The 18,007-nt window shown below is 71.7% G+C and carries 17 protein-coding genes and 1 pseudogene; 11 read left to right on the top strand and 7 right to left on the bottom strand.

All coding sequences use genetic code 11. The annotated features are described in order from the left end of the window. Together ACVNF4_RS19040 and ACVNF4_RS19045 are read left to right on the top strand one after the other, a co-directional pair. Window positions 1-506 (top strand): annotated as a pseudogene (locus tag ACVNF4_RS19040) (histidinol-phosphate aminotransferase family protein); the annotation flags it as partial. Between the two features lie 133 nt (window positions 507-639). Further along, on the top strand, window positions 640-783 hold the full coding sequence (locus ACVNF4_RS19045; protein WP_461804040.1) for a hypothetical protein: 144 nt from the start codon (window positions 640-642) through the stop codon (window positions 781-783). 169 nt (window positions 784-952) lie between these two features. On the opposite strand, the gene ACVNF4_RS19050 is transcribed toward ACVNF4_RS19045, so the two are convergent. The 3 genes from ACVNF4_RS19050 to arfA all read right to left on the bottom strand — a co-directional run bounded on the left by ACVNF4_RS19050 (window position 953) and on the right by arfA (window position 3,895). Continuing rightward, window positions 953-1,606, bottom strand: a complete 654-nt coding sequence (locus ACVNF4_RS19050; protein WP_461804041.1) for a DUF4360 domain-containing protein — start codon at window positions 1,604-1,606, stop codon at window positions 953-955. A 236-nt stretch (window positions 1,607-1,842) separates the two neighbouring features. Next, complete coding sequence (locus ACVNF4_RS19055; RefSeq protein WP_461804042.1) at window positions 1,843-2,301, bottom strand: RrF2 family transcriptional regulator; 459 nt, start codon at window positions 2,299-2,301, stop codon at window positions 1,843-1,845. Between the two features lie 82 nt (window positions 2,302-2,383). Continuing rightward, complete coding sequence (gene arfA / locus ACVNF4_RS19060) at window positions 2,384-3,895, bottom strand: arabinosylfuranosidase ArfA (protein ID WP_461804043.1); 1,512 nt, start codon at window positions 3,893-3,895, stop codon at window positions 2,384-2,386. A gap of 261 nt (window positions 3,896-4,156) precedes the next feature. Between arfA and ACVNF4_RS19065 the strand changes: the two genes are divergently transcribed. From ACVNF4_RS19065 to ACVNF4_RS19080, 4 genes are all read left to right on the top strand, one after another. Beyond that, the gene (locus ACVNF4_RS19065; protein ID WP_461804044.1) at window positions 4,157-5,323 is read left to right on the top strand and encodes a M23 family metallopeptidase; all 1,167 of its coding nucleotides are present in this window, start codon (window positions 4,157-4,159) and stop codon (window positions 5,321-5,323) included. 149 nt (window positions 5,324-5,472) lie between these two features. Continuing rightward, window positions 5,473-6,045, top strand: a complete 573-nt coding sequence (locus tag ACVNF4_RS19070) for a toxin-antitoxin system, toxin component family protein (protein WP_461804045.1) — start codon at window positions 5,473-5,475, stop codon at window positions 6,043-6,045. After that, window positions 6,042-7,238 carry an MAB_1171c family putative transporter gene (locus ACVNF4_RS19075; protein WP_461804046.1) on the top strand — a complete coding sequence of 399 codons (1,197 nt, stop codon included), beginning with the start codon at window positions 6,042-6,044 and terminating at the stop codon, window positions 7,236-7,238. Before ACVNF4_RS19070 ends, ACVNF4_RS19075 begins: the two co-directional genes overlap by 4 nt. Beyond that, entirely contained in the window at window positions 7,235-8,617 is a 1,383-nt protein-coding gene (locus tag ACVNF4_RS19080) for an FAD-dependent monooxygenase (protein ID WP_461804047.1), read from the top strand. Before ACVNF4_RS19075 ends, ACVNF4_RS19080 begins: the two co-directional genes overlap by 4 nt. 22 nt (window positions 8,618-8,639) lie before the next feature. On the opposite strand, the gene ACVNF4_RS19085 is transcribed toward ACVNF4_RS19080, so the two are convergent. Together ACVNF4_RS19085 and ACVNF4_RS19090 are read right to left on the bottom strand one after the other, a co-directional pair. Further along, a complete protein-coding gene (locus ACVNF4_RS19085; RefSeq protein ID WP_461804048.1) occupies window positions 8,640-9,482 on the bottom strand; it encodes an SMP-30/gluconolactonase/LRE family protein in 843 nt (280 codons plus the stop codon). Next, the gene (locus ACVNF4_RS19090; RefSeq protein ID WP_461804049.1) at window positions 9,482-10,255 is read right to left on the bottom strand and encodes an IclR family transcriptional regulator; all 774 of its coding nucleotides are present in this window, start codon (window positions 10,253-10,255) and stop codon (window positions 9,482-9,484) included. The genes ACVNF4_RS19085 and ACVNF4_RS19090 overlap by 1 nt, the downstream gene beginning before the upstream one ends. A gap of 123 nt (window positions 10,256-10,378) precedes the next feature. Between ACVNF4_RS19090 and ACVNF4_RS19095 the strand changes: the two genes are divergently transcribed. Then, entirely contained in the window at window positions 10,379-10,960 is a 582-nt protein-coding gene (locus ACVNF4_RS19095) for a hypothetical protein (RefSeq protein ID WP_461804050.1), read from the top strand. Window positions 10,961-11,079: 119 nt separating this feature from the next. Here the strand turns inward: ACVNF4_RS19095 and ACVNF4_RS19100 are convergent, their stop codons facing one another. Continuing rightward, window positions 11,080-11,946, bottom strand: coding sequence for an ATP-grasp domain-containing protein (locus ACVNF4_RS19100; protein WP_461804051.1), 867 nt, complete (start codon window positions 11,944-11,946; stop codon window positions 11,080-11,082). A 198-nt stretch (window positions 11,947-12,144) separates the two neighbouring features. Here ACVNF4_RS19100 and ACVNF4_RS19105 point away from each other — a divergent pair, with 198 nt between their 5' ends. Next, entirely contained in the window at window positions 12,145-13,239 is a 1,095-nt protein-coding gene (locus tag ACVNF4_RS19105) for a MerR family transcriptional regulator (RefSeq protein ID WP_461804052.1), read from the top strand. A gap of 101 nt (window positions 13,240-13,340) precedes the next feature. Here the strand turns inward: ACVNF4_RS19105 and ACVNF4_RS19110 are convergent, their stop codons facing one another. Next, window positions 13,341-14,057 carry a FadR/GntR family transcriptional regulator gene (locus ACVNF4_RS19110; RefSeq protein WP_461804053.1) on the bottom strand — a complete coding sequence of 239 codons (717 nt, stop codon included), beginning with the start codon at window positions 14,055-14,057 and terminating at the stop codon, window positions 13,341-13,343. A gap of 387 nt (window positions 14,058-14,444) precedes the next feature. Between ACVNF4_RS19110 and ACVNF4_RS19115 the strand changes: the two genes are divergently transcribed. From ACVNF4_RS19115 to ACVNF4_RS19125, 3 genes are all read left to right on the top strand, one after another. After that, window positions 14,445-15,890, top strand: a complete 1,446-nt coding sequence (locus ACVNF4_RS19115) for an SLC13 family permease (protein WP_461804054.1) — start codon at window positions 14,445-14,447, stop codon at window positions 15,888-15,890. A 93-nt stretch (window positions 15,891-15,983) separates the two neighbouring features. After that, window positions 15,984-17,426, top strand: coding sequence for an acyl-CoA synthetase (locus tag ACVNF4_RS19120; RefSeq protein ID WP_461804055.1), 1,443 nt, complete (start codon window positions 15,984-15,986; stop codon window positions 17,424-17,426). Next, the coding region (locus ACVNF4_RS19125) for a carboxyl transferase domain-containing protein (RefSeq protein WP_461804056.1) at window positions 17,423-18,007 on the top strand (585 nt) is incomplete at its 3' end. The genes ACVNF4_RS19120 and ACVNF4_RS19125, both read left to right, overlap by 4 nt.

Below are 18,007 nucleotides of genomic sequence, written 5' to 3' on the forward strand. Positions count from 1 at the left end.
CGGCGATGGCCCCGGCCGCGATGTCTCCGGCCGCGATGGTGCCGGCGATGGCTCCCGCGCCGATGGCGCCTGCCGCGCCCGCGCCGATGATGGCGCCGGTGGCTTCGGCCGCGCCGATGATGGCCGCTCAGGTGCCGCAGGTGCCGCAGCAGATACCGATGCCGTCGAACGGGGCGGGGATTCCGATGCCCGCGCCGCAGGGGATGCCGGGGCTGGAGTCGATGCCGGGACCGCAGTCCATGCCTGGTCCTCAGTCGATGCCTGGGCCGCAGTCCATGCCGACGCCGACGCCCGTACCCGTTCCGGCTCCCCCGATGTCCCCGCCGCCCGCCATGTCCCCGCCCCCCATGTCTCCGCCCGCCATGACCCCGCCCGGCGTTCCGGCGCGTGGTGGCCTCACCGCCGCCCAGGTCCGGGGCACGAACGGTCTCACTCCCGCGCCGGCCACGGGCTGGCCCAACGCGGGGAGCTGGCCGAACGCGGCGGGGATGGGGCAGGCGGGGTGAAGGGGTAGGGGGTAGGGGGCCTGGACGGCTCTGCGGGGCGGTGAACTCTTCGGGGGCGTCCCTCAGAGCGTCCCCGAGCGCTACGGGCAGTACCCGTAGTACCTGGTACCGGGAGGGGTACGGGGTATTACGGGTGCTGCCCTTTCGGTACTACGGGGCGTACAGCGGTATGACGGGGCGGATGCCGTCCAGCGCACCGGCGTCGTGGAAGAGCCGGGTCCGGCTCCTCACCGGGGCCGAACTCGGTGAGCGGGTCGCCGGCGGCGCGTGGTTGTGACAGGCGATCAGGTCGCCGTCGGAGTCAGGAACGATCGACTGGCCGCCGGATGGGATGCGCGGACGCGGGTCCGCGCGAACGTCGCGCACAGCCCGTTCGCGGTGCGGGCGCGGGAGCGGTCCCGGTAGTCACCGGGGCCGCTCCGCCGCGACTTGGGCCCGCTGGGGGCCTACTTCTTCGGGGGGCACTCCTTCCACGCGAGGTGGTAGATCGTGGCGAAGTCGCCGTCCGTCGAGTCCATGGTCATGAAGCTGACCCGGCCCGGGGACTGCGATCCGGCGGTCACGCGCACCTCTGTGTTGATGTTGAAGTTGCGCTGAACTCCACAGGGCGCCCAGACCAGTTGGGCCCACTCGGTGGAGTCGGTGGCCTGCCAGTTGTCGGTGAGGGCGCCGTTGAAGTTGTGGCTCTTGGACGCCGTCTGCGAGGAGCCCTGGAAGTAGTACGAGGCCCGCTGCGTGCCGGTCGCGCCGCGCTGGAGGGACGCGAAGCCGCGGTAGTCGACGCTCGCGATCGCATAGGTGAAGCCACCCGGCACATGGACGACCATGTTCAGCTGGCAGTTCTTGCGGAACGCCGTCGGGTCGGAGTTACCGCCCGCCTGCGCGAGGTAGTTGCTGTAGGTGACGGTGAACGCCGTGTTGTCCTCGGAGACGGCGACGGCCGCGGTGCCGGCGGGGCAGCCGGAGCCGTTTATGGTCGCGAGGTTGATGACGATCTTGTCCGGCGGCGGGTCGACGAACACCGGGTCCGCCTTGGCGGGCAGCGCCGTGGCGAGAAGGGCGGCTGCCGCGCCGCCCAGCAGAAATGCACCGGTTCTCATGGGATCTCCCGTGAATCGGTCCGTGGGGGGTGGTCACGCCTCGGCCGAAACCATGGAGAACCTGTGCGGTTTCCGTGAAGCCGGGGCGAACGCATCGTAGGGACCGGGGAGTTGGGCGCCTACGTCGAACTCCGGCCATTCACAGGAGTCTCTTTCACACCGGGGTGCCACGGGGCCCGGGTACTACGGGTGGGGCCCGGGTACTACGGGTGGGCTCCGGGTACTACGGGTGGCCCTTAGGGGTTCTCCCAGGCCGTCGGCTCGGCCGCCAGCGCCCGCACCGGTCCCGGCAGCGCGTCCCGCGCGAGATCGGCGATGGTGACCCCCTCCAGGATCCGCCGCACGTTCGCCCGCAGCGCGATCCACAGCGGCAGCAGCGGCTCGGCGCTCCCCTTGTAGGACAGTTCGGTGGGCCGCTCCCCGCGCACGGAGACGATCGGCCCGTCCACCCCCCGGATGACGTCCGCGACGGTGATCTCCGCGGCGTCCCGCGCCAGCCGGTACCCGCCGCCCCCGCCGCGCCGGCTGTCGACGACCCCGGCGCGGCGCAGATCGCCGAGGATCCCCTCCAGGAACTTGTGCGGGATGGCCTGCGCGAGGGCCACGGTCTCCGTCTTCACCGGGTCGTCGCTTTGACGTACGGCGATCTCCAGTACCGCCCGTACCGCGTAGTCAGCCCGTGCCGAGATCCTCATGGGCCCATTGTGGGGCCAGTTCTCGGCACGGGCGGCTCCGTCTCGGGGGAGGCGGAGGCCCTTCACGCGAGGCGGACGTCGCTCACGCGAGGCGGATGACGTTCCAGGAGAGCGGTTCCAGCGTCGCCGTCAGCCTGCCGTCCGTGAGGGCCGTCCCCTCCCCCGCGTGCGGCGCGACCCGCTCGGGGTCGGCGAGGGTATTACGGGCGTCGGGGTCGGCGTCGGCCAGCACGCTGTGCTCGACGACCCTGTCGACCCCGAGGGACCCGAGAGCCACCTCCAGCGGTAGCTCCTCGGTACGGCTCCGGTTCACGGCGAACACGGTCACGGAACCGTCGTCCGCGCGCACGGCCGTCGCGTGCAGCAGGTCGGTCTCGCCGAACTTCTTCGTGTCGTACGACGGCGAGTCCACCCGTACGTCGAGCACCTCGCCCCGCCCGTACCGCGCGGCCTGTGCGAACGGGAAGAACGTGGTCTGCCGCCAGGCGGCCCCGCCGGGCTCGGTCATGATCGGCGCGATGACGTTGACGAGCTGCGCGAGGCAGGCGACGGTGACGCGGTCGGCGTGGCGCAGCAGCGCGATCAGCAGCGAGCCGAAGACGACGGCGTCCATGACGCTGTAGTTGTCCTCCAGGAGGCGGGGGGCCTCGGCCCAGTCGCGCTCGTCGGAGTTCTCGATCTCGTGCCATTCGGAGATGTACCAGACGTTCCACTCGTCGAAGGAGAGGTTGATCTTCTTCTTCGACTTCAGCTTCGCGCCGATGTGGTCGGCGGTGGCGACCACGTTCTCGATGAAGGACTCCATGTCGACGGCGGAGGCAAGGAAGGAGTCGATGTCGCCGTTCTCGGGCTGGTAGTAGGCGTGCAGGGAGATGTAGTCGACGAGGTCGTACGTCTCCTCCAGGACCGTCGCCTCCCAGGCGGCGAAGGTCGGCATGGACCGGCTGGAGGAGCCGCAGGCGACGAGTTCGACGCCGGCGTCCAGCTGGCGCATCGCGCGGGCGGTCTCGGCGGCGATCCGGCCGTATTCCTCGGCGGTCTTGTGGCCGGTCTGCCAGGGGCCGTCCAGCTCGTTGCCCAGGCACCAGAGTCTGATGCCGAAGGGCTCCTTGTCGCCGTGTGCCACCCGTAGTTCCGCGAGGGTAGTACCTGAGGGGTGGTTGGCGTACTCCTGAAGTTGGAGGGCTTCGGCCACCCCTCGGGTACCGAGGTTGATGGCCATCATCGGCTCCGCCTGCGGGCCGAGCTTGCGCAGGAAGCCGATGTACTCGGAGAGTCCAAAGCGGTTGGTCTCGGTGGAGCGCCAGGCGAGGTCGAGGCGGCGGGGGCGGTCCGCCACCGGGCCGACCGAGTCCTCCCACCGGTAGCCGGAGACGAAGTTCCCGCCGGGGTAGCGGACGGTGGTCACGCCGAGTTCGCGGATCAGGGCGAGGACGTCCTGGCGCAGGCCCTCGGCGTCCGCGGTGGGGTGGCCGGGCTCGAAGATGCCGGTGTAGACGCAGCGGCCGAGGTGTTCGACGAAGGAGCCGAAGAGCCGGGGGTTGACCTGGCCGACCGTGAAGGAGGGGTCGAGGGTGAAGCGGGCGGTTCGCATTTCTTCCTTTCGCGCGGAGGGCCGGACCGGGTGGGCCGGCCGTCCGTCGTCTGTCCAGTCGGTTCAGTCCCGGCGCTTGATCTCGTCCACGTACCGTCCGAAATACCGAATCATGCTCGCAACTTCGAACAGGGACCGTAGGTTCCCATCCGTCCCACGTCAATGGTCCCGGCACGATCACCCGCCGGAAAGGAAACCTCTCCGCGCTCTTGATCGTCTTCCCGTACCCGTAGTACCCCCAACCCGGACAGGACCCCCGCCATGCCCGACCTCCCCCCGGAAGCCGAGGCCCTCACCCGTCTCCTCACGGCGGCCCCCGCCGACCGCCCCGCGCTGGCCCCGAGCGTGGTGGAGGCGGTCGGCGCCGACCGGCTGGAGGAGATCGTCCGCGGCACGCTGGAGCGGATCGGCGGGTTCGAGGCCGTCGAGGACTGCCCGGACGGCCTGCTCCTGCGCGGTCCCGCGGGCCGGGTCAGGGCGTGGGCCACGGTCACCCCCTGCGGCGAGCTGACCGGCCTGCTCATCGAGGGCCGCCGCTACGCCCCGGCCCCGCCCGCCCGGCACCTTCCCGCGCCGCTGACCAGGGTGTTTCTCCTGCTGCCGGTCATGCTGTGGATCACCCTGAGGCTCTGGGGCGCGGACGACCGGCTCGCCTGGCTCGGCGATCTGGCCGGCCTCGGCGCGCTCCTCGTCCTCGCCGGGGCCAGGTCCGCTCCCGCCCAGCAGCCTCGGGCGCTGCGCCGGACCGCCCTGGCCTCCGCCGTACTGGCCCTCGCCTCCGCCGTACGCCTGCCCGCCCTGCCCGCCGGCACCCCGGGGATACCCGTAGTACTTGAGGTGGGACTGCTGGTGGCGGCTGTGGCGCTGGTGACCGCCGCGCGCCGGCACCGCTGCGGTGCGGCCCTGTCGCGCCCGCTGCGCTTCCCGCTGGACGGCACCTGGTACGTCCTCCAGGGCGGCGGGGCGCTGATCAACCACCACGCCCGGGTCACCGAGCAGCGCGGCGCCGTCGACCTGGTCGGGCTCGGCCCGCTCGGCACCCGGACCAGGCCCGGTCACGACGCGCGCGCGTACGCCGCGTACGGGCGGACGGTGCACGCCCCCTGTGACGGCCAGGTGATCTCGGCGGCCGGCGTGGTCGACGACCAGCGGCCCGGCGAGATCCGCTACCAGCCCGCCCACGGCAACCACGTCTTCCTCGACACCGGGCACGAGATCGTCAAACTCTCCCACCTGCGCCCCGGTTCGGTCACCGTGCGCCCCGGCGATCTCGTCCGCGCCGGCCAGCTCCTCGGTGAGGTCGGCAACTCGGGCAACACCACCGAACCGCATCTCCACCTGCACGCCGAACGCGACGGTGTCGGCCTGGACCTGACCTTCACCGACGTCCCGGGACGGCTGTACCGGGGGCGGACGATCCGCCTCTGAGCCCGCCTTCACCCGGTACGTCCCGAGGTCCGGTGTTGTGCTCACGACACCGTTTCCGACAGCGCTTTCCACCGCTCCCTCATGACGCGGACACATCCACCCGCGTAGTCTCGAACAGGCTGCCGCAGGGCAGTCAGAAGGGGGCACCGATGGACATCGCGGGCACGGTCCGGTTCTCCTCCGCGCTGCGACGCGCGAGGACCGGCTCGGCCATGCGCGGGCTCACCTCCGACCTGGCGGACGGGCTCGGCAGACGTGACCGACGTCCCTGCGGGGTACGGGAGTTGTGCCGCGCGCTGGGCGAGGAGATGACCGCGCGGCGGGGCGGGCGACGGGTCGAGATCCGGTTCGAACGCTTCCCGGACGAGATCGAAGTGACCGGCCTGTGGGTGGAGTTCCACGACTTCGACCTGATCATCGTCGAGGAGCGGGCCGAGGAGGTTCAGCAACTCGTCATCCTCGGGCACGAGTTGTGGCATCTGCACGCCGGGCACCGGCACCGGCACATCGCCGTGGACGCCCTGTCCGGCTGGGAGGACGTGCCGCTGACGGCCGCCGCCCGGGACGGGTCCCGCCAGGTCGACGAGGCCGAGGCCGACGACTTCGGACACCGGCTCGCCGCCGCCGTACGCCCCTATCTGCGCCCGGTGGGCGGGGAGTTCGGGCCCGCGACCGCGCAACGGCTGCTCGGGTACCCGGGCCACGGGAGCTGCGGCCGATGACGTTCGACGCCGTCTCCATCTCCTTCTGGGTGCCGACCGTCATGCTGTGCGCGGCCCTCGCCATCAAACTCCCGACGATCCTCCGGCTGTGGCGTGACCCCCTGCTGCGGGCGGTGGGCGGGCTGCTGCTGCTCGCGTGCGCGGTGTTCGTGTTCGTCGCACCGCAGACGATCCGCTGGACGAACCGGGTCACGGGCATCCCCAACATCTCGGCGCCGTGGTGCTATTCGCTGCTGACCGCGTTCGCCGGCTCGTGTCTGCTGCTCATCATCGCCTGGCGCAACGGCCTTTCGGACCTGACGCCCTCGACCCGGCGCGCGATGTGGTGGGTGATCGGCGTCTACTCGGGTGTCATCGCCCTGCTGTGGGTGCTGTTCCTCCTCGCGGACGCGCCGGTCGAGCGGGTCCAGGACCTCGACACGTACTACGCCGGCACCCCCTTCATGCGGGAGGAGATCCTCCTCTACCTCCTCGCGCACTGCGTCGCCGTCCTCATCACGAGCCGCCTCATCTGGAACTGGGTGCGCACCGCCGGCCTCGACGCGTGGCTGCGCTCGGGGCTGGTGTTCCTGGTCATCGGCTACGCCCTGAACCTGGTCTTCGACGCCCTCAAACTCACCGCCGTCGTGGCCCGTTGGACCGGGCACGACCTCGACGTGCTCAGTACGACGGTCGCGCCGCTCGCCGCGTGCCTGTCGGCGGTCCTGGTCGCCCTCGGCTTCATCCTCCCGCACACCGGCCAATACCTGCACGAGCGCTGGCTGTTGCACCGCACCCGCATCGAACTGCGCCCGCTGTACACGCTGTTGCGGAACGTCCAGGGCTCCGGTGTCCCGTTCACCCTGCGCGCCACCGCCGAACTCCGGCTGATCCGGCGGGAGACGTTCATCCGGGACGTCCTGCTCGCGCTGGCCCGCCTGCTGGACGAGGAGGAGACGAGCCGACGGCACGACGCGGCCGTCGCACTGGGCCACCCCGTCGCGCGGGCCCGTGCGCTGGCCTCGGCCTGCGCCATCCAGGACGCGGTGGCCCGCCGCGCCGACCCCGACCAGCCCGAGGGCATCGGCCAGCCCGACCCCACGGACCTCCTCCAGACCATCCTCGACGTCTCGCGCGCCTTACGCTCCCCCGACGATCTCACCGCCGTCCGGGCCGCCGCCGCCAGAAAACCCGCAGAAAGCAACCACCCATGACCAGCACCGCCGTAGTCCTGGGCGGCTCGCTCGCCGGGCTCCTGGCCGCCCGCGCCCTCGCCGAGACGGCCACCGAAGTCACCCTCGTGGAACGGGACTTCCTGCCCGTCGAGGCGGCTCCCCGCAAGGGCCTGCCGCAAGCACGCCATGCCCACCAGCTGTGGTCCGGCGGCGCCCGCGCCCTCACCGAACTCGTCCCGGGCATCGGCCCGCTCCTCACCGAGGCGGGGGTACGGCGGCACGCGGTGACCACCGACATGGTGGTCCTCTCCCCGTACGGCTGGTACCGCCGCTGGCCGGAGTCCCACCACATGCTGCTGGCCGGCCGGGACCTGCTGGACGCGACCGTGCGCGCGGCCGTCCTCGCCCATCCGCGTATCCAACTGCGCCAGGAGACCGAGGCATTGGGCCTGGAGGGGTCCGCACAAGCGGTGACCGGGGTCCGGGTCCGCCACCGGGACGGCACCGAACGGACCCTGGAAGCCGACCTGTTCGTCGACACGACGGGCCGTTCCTCCCGAACTCCGCACTGGCTCGTGGAACTCGGGCTCCCCGAACCGCGCCGGCGGGTGGTCGACTCCGGCGGCGCCTACGCCACCCGGCTCTTCCGCGCCCCCGAGGCCGCGCGCGACGCGTTCCCCGTGGTCAACGTCCAGTCCGACCCGCGCACCGGCGAACCGGGGCGGGCCGGGGTGCTCCTGCCCATCGAGAACGGCGCCTGGCTCGTCACCCTGATCGGCACCCGGGGTGGCGAACCCAGCCCCGACACCGGCGAGTTCGACGCCTACGCCCGCAGTCTGCGGCACCCCGTCCTGGCCGACCTCATCGAGCGGGCGACCCCGCTCACCGACGTCGCCTTCACCCGGACCACCGCCAACCGGCGGTTCTTCTACGAGAAGATGGCCTCCTGGCCGGACAACTACACCGTGCTGGGTGACGCGTTGTGCGCGCTCAACCCGGTCTACGGCCACGGCATGTCGGTCGCCGCCCAGGAGGCGCTGATCCTGCGCGACTTGACGATCCGTCACGGGATCAGCGGGCGGGGGCTGTCCAGACGCCTCCAGAAGGCGGTGTCCAGACCGGCGTCCGCCGCCTGGGACCTGGCCCTCGGCATGGACGTCTTCTATCCCGGGGCCGCGGAGACCGGCCCCACCTTCCGGGACCGCGCCCTCGCGGCGTACGTGGGCCGGCTGCTCCACACGGCGACCGGCAACGGGCGGATCGCACGAGCGGTCACGGACGTGACGTCCCTGGAGCGCGGGGGGCACGTCCTGCTGGCCCCCTCCGTACTGCTGGCCGCGCTCGCGGGGCCGAAGCAACCGGCGCTGGAGGATGCGCCGTTGACAGCGGAGGAGAGGAAGCGGGCGGGGCTGGAGTAAGGGCCCCGCCCCCGCCCCGCGCTCACCCCGCGAACGCCGGAAGCGCCAGCCCCTTCCCCGCGCCGGGCACCACCAGCAACGACCCGGCGACCGGATGCGGCCGGTCGAGTCCGACGCGCGCGGTCGTGATGTACAGGTCGTTCAGGTCCGCTCCACCGAACGCGCAGGCCGTGACGAGCGGTGTGGGCAGGGGGATCACCCGGTCCAGCTCACCCCGGGGGGTGTAGCGGCGTACGGCGGCGCCGCCCCACAGCGCGACCCACACGCAGCCGTCCGCGTCGACCGCGAGGCCGTCGGGGAATCCGGCGCCGTCCTCGATCGCGACGAACTCCCGGCGCCCGCTGACGTGTTCGCCGTCGTAGTCGAAGACGTCGACGCGACGGGTCGGCGAGTCGATGTAGTACATGAGGGTGCTGTCGGGGCTCCAACCGATGCCGTTGCTGACGGCGACGTCGTCAAGGACCGTCTCCAGCAGGCCCGTTGCACCGAAACGGTCCAGCGTGCCGCCGCCCGGCGCTTCGTCGTACCGCATGGTGCCGGCCCACAGTGTGCCGTCGGGGGCGACCGCCGCGTCGTTCGCGCGCCGGCCGGGGACGACCTCGCGGCGCAGCCAGCGGAAGGCGTCGTCGGGGTCCAACAGCCCCACTCCGTCACGCAGGTTGAGGACGAGGCCGCCTCCGGCGCGCGGCTTCACGGCACCGACGTGCTGATCGGTCACCCGCACGCTCCGCCGCCCGCTCACCGGGTCGTACGTGTGGATCCGCGACCCGAGGATGTCGAGCCACAGCAGCTGGCCGGTGTCCGCGTCCCACGTGGGTCCCTCGCCGAGCGTCGCCTCGGCCCGTACCGCCACCTCGAAGGACATCACGCCACGCTCCGGTATCCGAGTCGCTCCGACAGGTCGACGGCGCCCTTGGCCGCCAACTGCTCCAGTTCCTCCCGGCGTTCGTCGCTCCACCGGATCATCGGCACCGAGATGGAGAGCGCGGCGACGACCTGCCCGGTACGGTCCCGGACGGGCGCGGCGACACAACTCACGTCCGGATTCGACTCCTTGCTCTCGACAGCGATGCCGCGCTCCCGGATGACGGCGAGCGCCTCCCTCAACGCGTCCGGTTCCGTGATGCTGTTGGGCGTCATGCGCACCAACTCGGCGTCGTCGGGCAGTCGTTGGCCCAGCTCGTGCTCGGGGAGCGACGCGAGCAGCATCTTCCCCACGGACGTGCAGTGCGCGGGCAGCCGGCGTCCGGCGGCGGAGACCATCCGCACGGCGTGCGTCGAGTCGACCTTGGCGATGTAGATGACGTCCGCGCCTTCGAGGATCGCGACATGCACGGTCTCGTCGCAGGTCTCGGCGACGGACCGGGCGACGTTCTGGCCCTCCGCCGCGAGGTCGAGCTGTTCCGCGTACCGGCTGCCGAGCTGGTACGGCCGGACGCCGAGCCGGTACCGGCCGGGCTGGCCCGGCACCGGGACGATGTACTTGCGGGCGGAGAGCGTCGTCACGAGTTCGTGCACGGTGGTGCGCGGCAACTGGAGCCGGCGCACGATGTCAGGGGCGGAGAGCGTCCCGTCCCCGTCGAGGAAGAGCTCCAGAATGTCCAGAGCCCGGGTCACGGCAGGTACCAGACGTCCCACGGCCGGCCCCCTCCCTTAGGTGTGTTCGATATTTCAACAGGCGATCGGGATGACGAACACAGGCTAATCAGAAGCCACCGACCGGGCAATGGTCGTGAAACGACCCGCTCCAGATCGGCGACGATGGACGCCATGCCCGATCCCTTCACACCGCTCGACTTCCAGCTCGTCCTGCTGCGCCGCATGGCGGACCACAATCCGGACCTGGTGGACGACGCCAGGCGCCAACTCGGCGTCTCCGCAGGGGAGATGCGCGAGGCCAACAGGCGCTGGCAGGCGATGCGGCACGCGCCCCGGAGCCGGGCGGCGGGAAGCGGATACCGTGCGTTTCTGGGCGCCCCGGAGGCTACAGGCACTCGTCGCATCGGCGATCTGATCTGTGAATTCCGGCTCTGGCCGGTCCCCCTGTGGCCCACTCTGCGCTTCGAGGTCCTGCTGTCCCCTACGGGATCGGTCTGGAACGAGTGGCTGATCCGCGCCCCGGGCTCCCCCGCCCCCACCCTCGGAGCCATCCCCGACCTCACTCCCTGGTCCTGCACGGTCGACGAGGCCGCCACCGCCTTCGCCCCCGCCCGCCCCCTGGAGGGCACCGCGCCCACCCGCTGGGGCCTGTCCTTCACGGCCCCGGACGAGCGGGGTGTACCTCACCGGGTGGCGGCGGAGTTCACCTGGGGGCTACTGCAACAGGTCGCGGTCAGGGACTGAACGGCGGCGGCCGGACGGGGGTGCGGTGCTGGTACCGGTGCCGGTGCCGGTGCCGGTGCCGGTTTCGGTGCTGGTACCGGTTTCGGTGGAGCGGTGGGTCTCGGCGGAGTGACGCGCCCTCACACCCGTTCCAGCACGGCCGCCGCGACCTTCGCCACCGACCCGGTGTGCAGCGACAGGAACAGGTTCGGCTCGACCAGTTCGAGCTCCATCACGCAAGGCCGCCCGTCGTCCCCGACGACGAGGTCGACGCGCGCGTACAGCAGCTCCTCACCACCGGGTACCTCCGCCAACGCCCGCTCGGCGGTAGCGAGTTCGGCGCCGGTCGGCTGCCACACGGTCAGCCCGGGATGCGCCTCCTTCTCCGCGTCGTACGCCGTCCCCGGGGTCAGCACCGCCCCCTTGCGGCTGGCGTGCAGCAGCCGCCCCCCGAAGAACTGGAGCGCCCGCTCCCCCTCGGCGTCGATGCTCCGCACATAGGGCTGGACCATCGCCGTGAACCCCTCGGCGTGCATCCGCGCGATCTGGCGTACGGCGGTGTCGTGGTCCTCGGGGGTGTAGCGGGCGGCGAAACGGGCGCCCGCCCCGGAGGTGGGCTTGACGACGTACTCACCCTCGCGAGGTAGCTCCGGGGTCTCACCCGGCGCCACATACCTGGTGGGGACCGTGGGTACCCCGGCCGCCGCCAGCTCGCCCAGATACCGCTTGTCGGCGTTCCAGCGCACGATCTCCACCGGGTTCGCGAGCCGGGTGACACCCGCGCACTTGCCCGCCCAGGCCAGGAACTCCGCCGACCGCCAGGAGTAGTCCCAGGTCGAGCGGATGACGGCGAGATCGTAGGACCCCCAGTCGGCGTCGGGGTCGTCCCAGGACACCGCCGCCGCCTCGGCGCCGGCCGACCGCAGGGCCTCCAGCAGCCCGGGAAGGTCGTCGTCCGCGGGGACACCGGACCCCGGACGGCAGGTGACGAGTGCGATACGAGGCACGACAGGGCTCCCACTTCCGTACGACAGTACGACCACCAACGCTCCTGCACTGTAGATCCCGCCCCGCGCCCGGTGCCAGCGCAGACCCCGCCCGACCTGCCGGAACACCCGCCGCTTGACCTTCCCCTTCGGTGAACCCCCAGCATCGACACCACACCGGCCACCCGCCCCCTAGGGGCCACCCCGTAGGACCACAGGTTGACCCTGCTGACGATCGGCGCCTTCGCCCGAGCCTCCCGACTCTCCCCCAAAGCCCTGCGCCTGTACGACGAACTCGACCTCCTGCGGCCCGTACGGGTCGACCCCGACACCGGCTACCGCCACTACGCCCCCGAACAGCTCGAACAAGCCCGTCTGGTCGCCTGGCTGCGCCGCCTCGGCATGCCCCTCGCCCGGATCCGCGCCCTCCGCGACCTCCCCCCACCGGACGCCGCCCGCGAGATCCGCGCCTACTGGTCCCACGTCGAGGCCGAGACAGCCGTCCGCCGCGACCTCGCGACGTTCCTCGTCGACCACCTCTCCACCCCGCCGACTCCCGCACTCCGGAAGGACACCGCCATGCTCGAACTCCGTCACCACGCCCGCTCCGACCGCGGCCTCGTCCGCCCCGCCAACCAGGACACCGCCTATGCCGGCCACCGTCTCCTGGCCGTCGCCGACGGCTACGGCGAGGCGGGCGGTGTGGTCAGCGGCGCCGCCGTGGATGCCCTGCGCGCCCTCGACACCGGGCGCCTCCCGGCGGGTGGGGTCCTGGGGCTCCTGGAGGACGCCGTCACCGGTGCGACCGAGGCCGTACGGGATGCCGTCCGGGACTCCGCTCGGGGCGGTGAGGGCAGCGGTACGACGCTGACCGCCCTGCTGTGGACCGGCAGCCGGCTCGCGCTGGTCCACATCGGGGACTCGCGGGCGTACCTCCTGAGGGGTACGGGTCTCTTCCGGATCACCCATGACCACAGCGTCGTCCAGTCCCTCCTGGACGAGGGGCGCCTCACGCAGGAGGAGGCGGCCTCGCACCCGGACCGGCTGCTCCTGCTGAAGTCCCTCGACGGCGGCGCCGGAAGTACTACGGGTACCCCCGACCTCCGCCTCCACGAGGCCCGCCCCGGCGATCGCTACCTGCTCTGCTCCGACGGCCTCACCCGAGCCGTCCCCGAGGACGAGATCCGCCGCGTCCTCACCACGGCCACCACCCCGGACGACGCCACGCGGGCGCTGATCGACGCGGCGAACACGGCGGGCGGACAGGACAACGTGAGCTGCGTGGTCGCGGACCTCGTGGAGACGGCGCCGTAGACCGGGGTCCTGGATCAGGAGCCCTGGATCAGGGGCCCTGGATCAGGGTTCCGCCGTAAGACCTGAGTACGTCGTACCGGCGAGGGAGCCGGCTCCCGGGGTCAGCGGTCCTCTTCGGCCTCGGCCGGCTCCCAGGCCAACAGCCGCACCTTCGCCACCGTCCGGACATGCGTCCGCATCGCAGCCGCGGCCCGCCGGGGATTGCTCTCGGCGATCGCGTCGAAAATGGCCTGATGCTGGGCCCACGACCGGCTCGGCCGGCCGGGCTGACGCAGCGACTCCGTCCGGCTCTCGGCGATCTGCTCGGCGATGGACCGCATGAACTCCGCGAGCAGCGCACTGTGCGCCGCCTCGGTCACGGCGGAGTGGAACAGCCGGTCGCCCTCGATCCCGGGGGCGCCGACCTCGATCTCCTCAGCCATGTGCGCGAGCGCGGCCCGCAGCGCGGCGAGATCCTCCTCCGTCCGCCGCTCGGCGGCGAGTTCGGCGAGTTTCGTCTCCAGCGCTTCGCGCGCCTCCAGCACGTCCGGCAGCCGCCGGCGCCGCTCGACCATCCGGTCCACCGGCTCCGCGTCGAGGCTGTCCCGCACGAGATACGTCCCGCCTCCGTGCCGCGCCTCGACGAGCCCCTGCACCTCCAGGACCACGATCGCCTGCTTGACGGAGGCCCGGCTGACCCCGAGCCGCTGAGCGAGGTCCCGTTCGGGCGGAAGCCGGTCACCGGCGCGCAGTCCGCCGTCGATCACGTACTGCCGCAACCGGTCGAGCACCTGCTCGTACAGGCGCTGTTTCATCATCGGCCGCAGGGCGTCGTTCACGGGTCCCCCTTCTTTCGGGCGGGAGCCTAGCACCGGACGGGCCGGGGCAAATGGCCCTGTGGACAAGTGGCCGAGTGGCTCAGTGGCCGAGTGGCTGAGTGGCTCAGTGGTCGAGTGGCTGAGCCAATTCTCACGCGCCCTCTTGACGGCCGCCGAGCCGCGCAATCTAATCAGCCGACGCAGGAAAGTGGTTCAGCCACTGGACCACTCACGAAGGTGGTTCAGCCACTCAGCCACTTGCCCACTGAACCAGTGGCCCACTCAGCCACGCGTCTACTCAGCCACGCATCCATTCGTCCACCCAGCGCCCAGTCCGCCACCACCCGCCCCTCTCCCCCACCCCCACCCCCACCCCTGCCGCTCCGGGACCCAACGACGGGAGCCCGTATGTCCCCCGAACTCATCTCGATCCTCGTCCTGGTGGTCGTGTTCGTCATCGCCACCACCCGCTCCGTCAACATGGGCGCGCTGGCGTTCGCCGCGGCCTTCGGTGTCGGTGAACTCGTCGCCGACCTCGATGCGAAGGGCATCTTCGCCGGTTTCCCCGGCGACCTGTTCGTCGTCCTCGTCGGCGTCACCTACCTCTTCGCGATCGCCCGCGCCAACGGCACCACCGACTGGCTGGTGCAGGCCGCGATCCGGCTCGTGCGGGGGCGGGTCGCGCTCATCCCGTGGGTGATGTTCGCGCTGACCGGCATCCTCACCGGCATCGGCGCGGTCAGCCCGGCGGCGGTCGCGATCGTCGCGCCGGTCGCCCTGAGTTTCGCCGCGCAGTACGGGATCAGTCCGCTGCTGATGGGCGCGATGGTCGTGCACGGCGCACAGGGCGGCGGCTTCTCGCCGATCAGCATCTACGGCACGATCGTCAACGGCATCGTCGAACGCGAGAAGCTGCCCGGCAACGAGGTCGCGCTCTTTCTCGCGTCGCTGTTCGCCAACATCGTCATCGCGGGGGTGGTGTTCCTCGCGTGCGGCGGGCGGAAGCTGTGGCGGCAGGGGGTGGTGCCGGAGGGGGGTACGGGTACTACGGGTACGGCGGGGGCTGCGGCTCCGCCGTACGGCGCTGCCTCGTCCGTCATACCCCCGCCCCTGTCTGGAGTCTCGGCCTCAGGTACTACGGGTAGTGAGGGGGCGTCCCCTAAGGGTGTGAAAGCCCCCACCGAAGTCGTTCCCCGTCCTGTCGGGACGGACACCTCGGGTGTTCCGGACACCTCCGGCGTTCCGGGGACCGTGCGTCTCACGCCCGCCCGGATCGCCACGCTCGTCTCCCTGGTCGCGCTCGTGCTGGCCGTGCTGGTCCTCGATCTGGACGCCGGGCTCACCGCGATCACGCTGGCCGTGGTGCTGAGCACCGCGTGGCCGGCGGACAGCCGCAAGGCGGTCGGGGAGATCGCCTGGTCGACGGTGCTGCTGATCTGCGGTGTGCTGACGTACGTCGGTGTCCTGGACCAGATGGGCACGATCAAGTGGGCCGGTGAGGGCGTCGGCGGTATCGGGGTGCCGCTGCTCGCGGCGGTGCTGCTGTGCTACATCGGCGCGCTGGTCTCCGCGTTCGCCTCGTCCGTCGGCATCATGGGCGCGCTGATCCCGCTCGCCGTGCCGTTCCTCGCTCAGGGCGAGATCGGGGCGGTCGGGATGGTGTGCGCGCTGGCGGTGTCGGCGACGGTGGTGGACGTCAGCCCGTTCTCGACGAACGGCGCGCTGGTGCTGGCCGCGGCACCGGACGTCGACCGTGAGCGTTTCTTCCGGCAGTTGATGATCTACGGAGGGATCGTGGTGGCGGTGGTGCCCGCGGTGGTGTGGCTGGTGATGGTCGTGCCGGACCTCGGGTGACCCGTAGTACCCGTAGTACCTGGCCGCCACCCCGATCCCGGCCGAAGGCCGAACGGCGAGCGGCGAACGCCGCACAGTTAAGGAGTACGACTCGTGTCCCCTCTCTTCCCCGCCCTGACCGATGACCCGTCCGACCGGCCGGCCCTCGCCTTCGGCCCACGTTCCCTGACGTACGAGCAGCTCGCGGCGGCGGCCGGGGCTGTCGCGGAGCGGCTGGCAGAGGGGGACCGGGTCGCGGTGTGGGCGACGCCGGAGCTGGAGACCGCCGTCGCGGTGGTCGGGGTACTGCTGGCGGGCGGCACCGCCGTGCCGCTCAACCCGAAGTCGGGTGACAAGGAGCTGCGGCACATCCTGTCCGACAGCGCCCCCTCCTTGCTGCTGACCGCGCCGGGTGCCGAACTCCCCGAGACGCTCGGGACGTTCGAGCGGGTCGAGGTGGACGTACGGGCCACCGGCGCGCTCCCCGCCGACGGGTTCCGCCCCGACTCCCCCGCGCTGGTGGTCTACACGTCCGGTACGACGGGCCCGCCCAAGGGCGCGGTGCTGCCCCGCCGGGCGATCACCCACACCCTGGACGCGCTCGCCGATGCCTGGCGGTGGACCGGCGACGACGTCCTGGTGCACGGCCTGCCCCTGTTCCACGTGCACGGCCTCGTCCTCGGTGTCCTCGGCCCGCTGCGGCGCGGCGGCGGCCTCCGCCACCTGGGCCGCTTCTCCACCGAGGGCGTCGCGCGGGAGCTGAACACCGGGGCGACGATGCTGTTCGGGGTGCCGACGATGTACCACCGCATCGCCGAATCCCTCCCCGGAGAACCGGAGTTGGTGAAGGCCCTCACCGACGCCCGGCTCCTGGTGAGCGGTTCGGCGGCGCTGCCCGTGCACGACCACGAGCGGATCGCGGCAGCCACCGGCCGCCGGGTCGTCGAGCGGTACGGCATGACGGAGACCCTCATGAACACGGCCGTCCGCGCGGACGGCGAGGCCCGCGCCGGAACCGTCGGACTCCCCCTGCCCGGCGTCGAGTTGAGGCTCGTGGAGGAGGACGGACAAGCCATCGAGGCGTACGACGCGCAGAGCGTCGGCGAGATCCAGGTGCGCGGTGCCAACCTGTTCACCGAGTACCTGAACCGCCCGGACGCGACGGCCGCCGCCTTCACCACGGACGGCTGGTTCCGCACCGGGGACATGGCGGTGCGCGACCCGGACGGCTATGTACGGATCGTCGGCCGCAAGGCCACCGACCTGATCAAAAGCGGGGGTTACAAGATCGGGGCCGGTGAGATCGAGAACGCTCTGCTCGAACATCCCGGCGTGCGGGAGGCGGCCGTGACCGGGGAGCCGGACGCGGACCTCGGTGAGCGGATCGTGGCGTGGATCGTGCCGAGCGACAGTGAACACCGGCCGTCCGTCGACGAGTTGGCGGACCACGTGGCGTCCAGGCTGGCCCCTCACAAGCGTCCCCGGGTCGTCCATTACCTCGATGCCCTTCCCCGCAACGACATGGGCAAGATCATGAAGCGGGCCCTGGCCTCGTGACCCGCTTCTCCGCCCGCGAGGCCATCACCCTCGTCACCGACGCGTTCACCGAACTGCCGTACAACCGCAAGGAGTCGGCGCCTGACGGCCCGCTCGGCTGGCAGGGGTACGACGTCTCGCTCGCCCGCGCCGCCGAGCGCACCGGCGAGGGCGAGTCCGTGGTCTGCGGCACCGCCGACGTCGAGGGCACCCAAGTCGTCCTGATCTCCTTCGAGTTCGGCTTCCTCGGCGGCTCCCTCGGCGAACGCACCGGTGACCGGCTGGAGTCGGCCTACCGGCACGCGCGCACGCACCGCCTCCCGGTCGTCCCTCTCGTCGCCACGGGCGGCAGCCGTATGCAGGAGGGCATGCTCGCCCTCACCCAACTCCAGCGCGTGGCCCGCGAGTCGGCGCTCACCCGAGCCGCCGGGCTCCCACAGATCGCGGTCCTGCGCGACCCCACCACAGGCGGCGGCTGGGCCACCCTCGGTCAAGGCTGCCCCGATGTGCATGTCGCCGGCGGTGTCGATGAGGCTCTGGCGATGCTGGATGAGATCGTGCGTCGTCCGGCGGACATGGACCGGCTCCTGCGGGACATCGTC

The organism is Streptomyces sp. S6, from assembly GCF_054880855.1.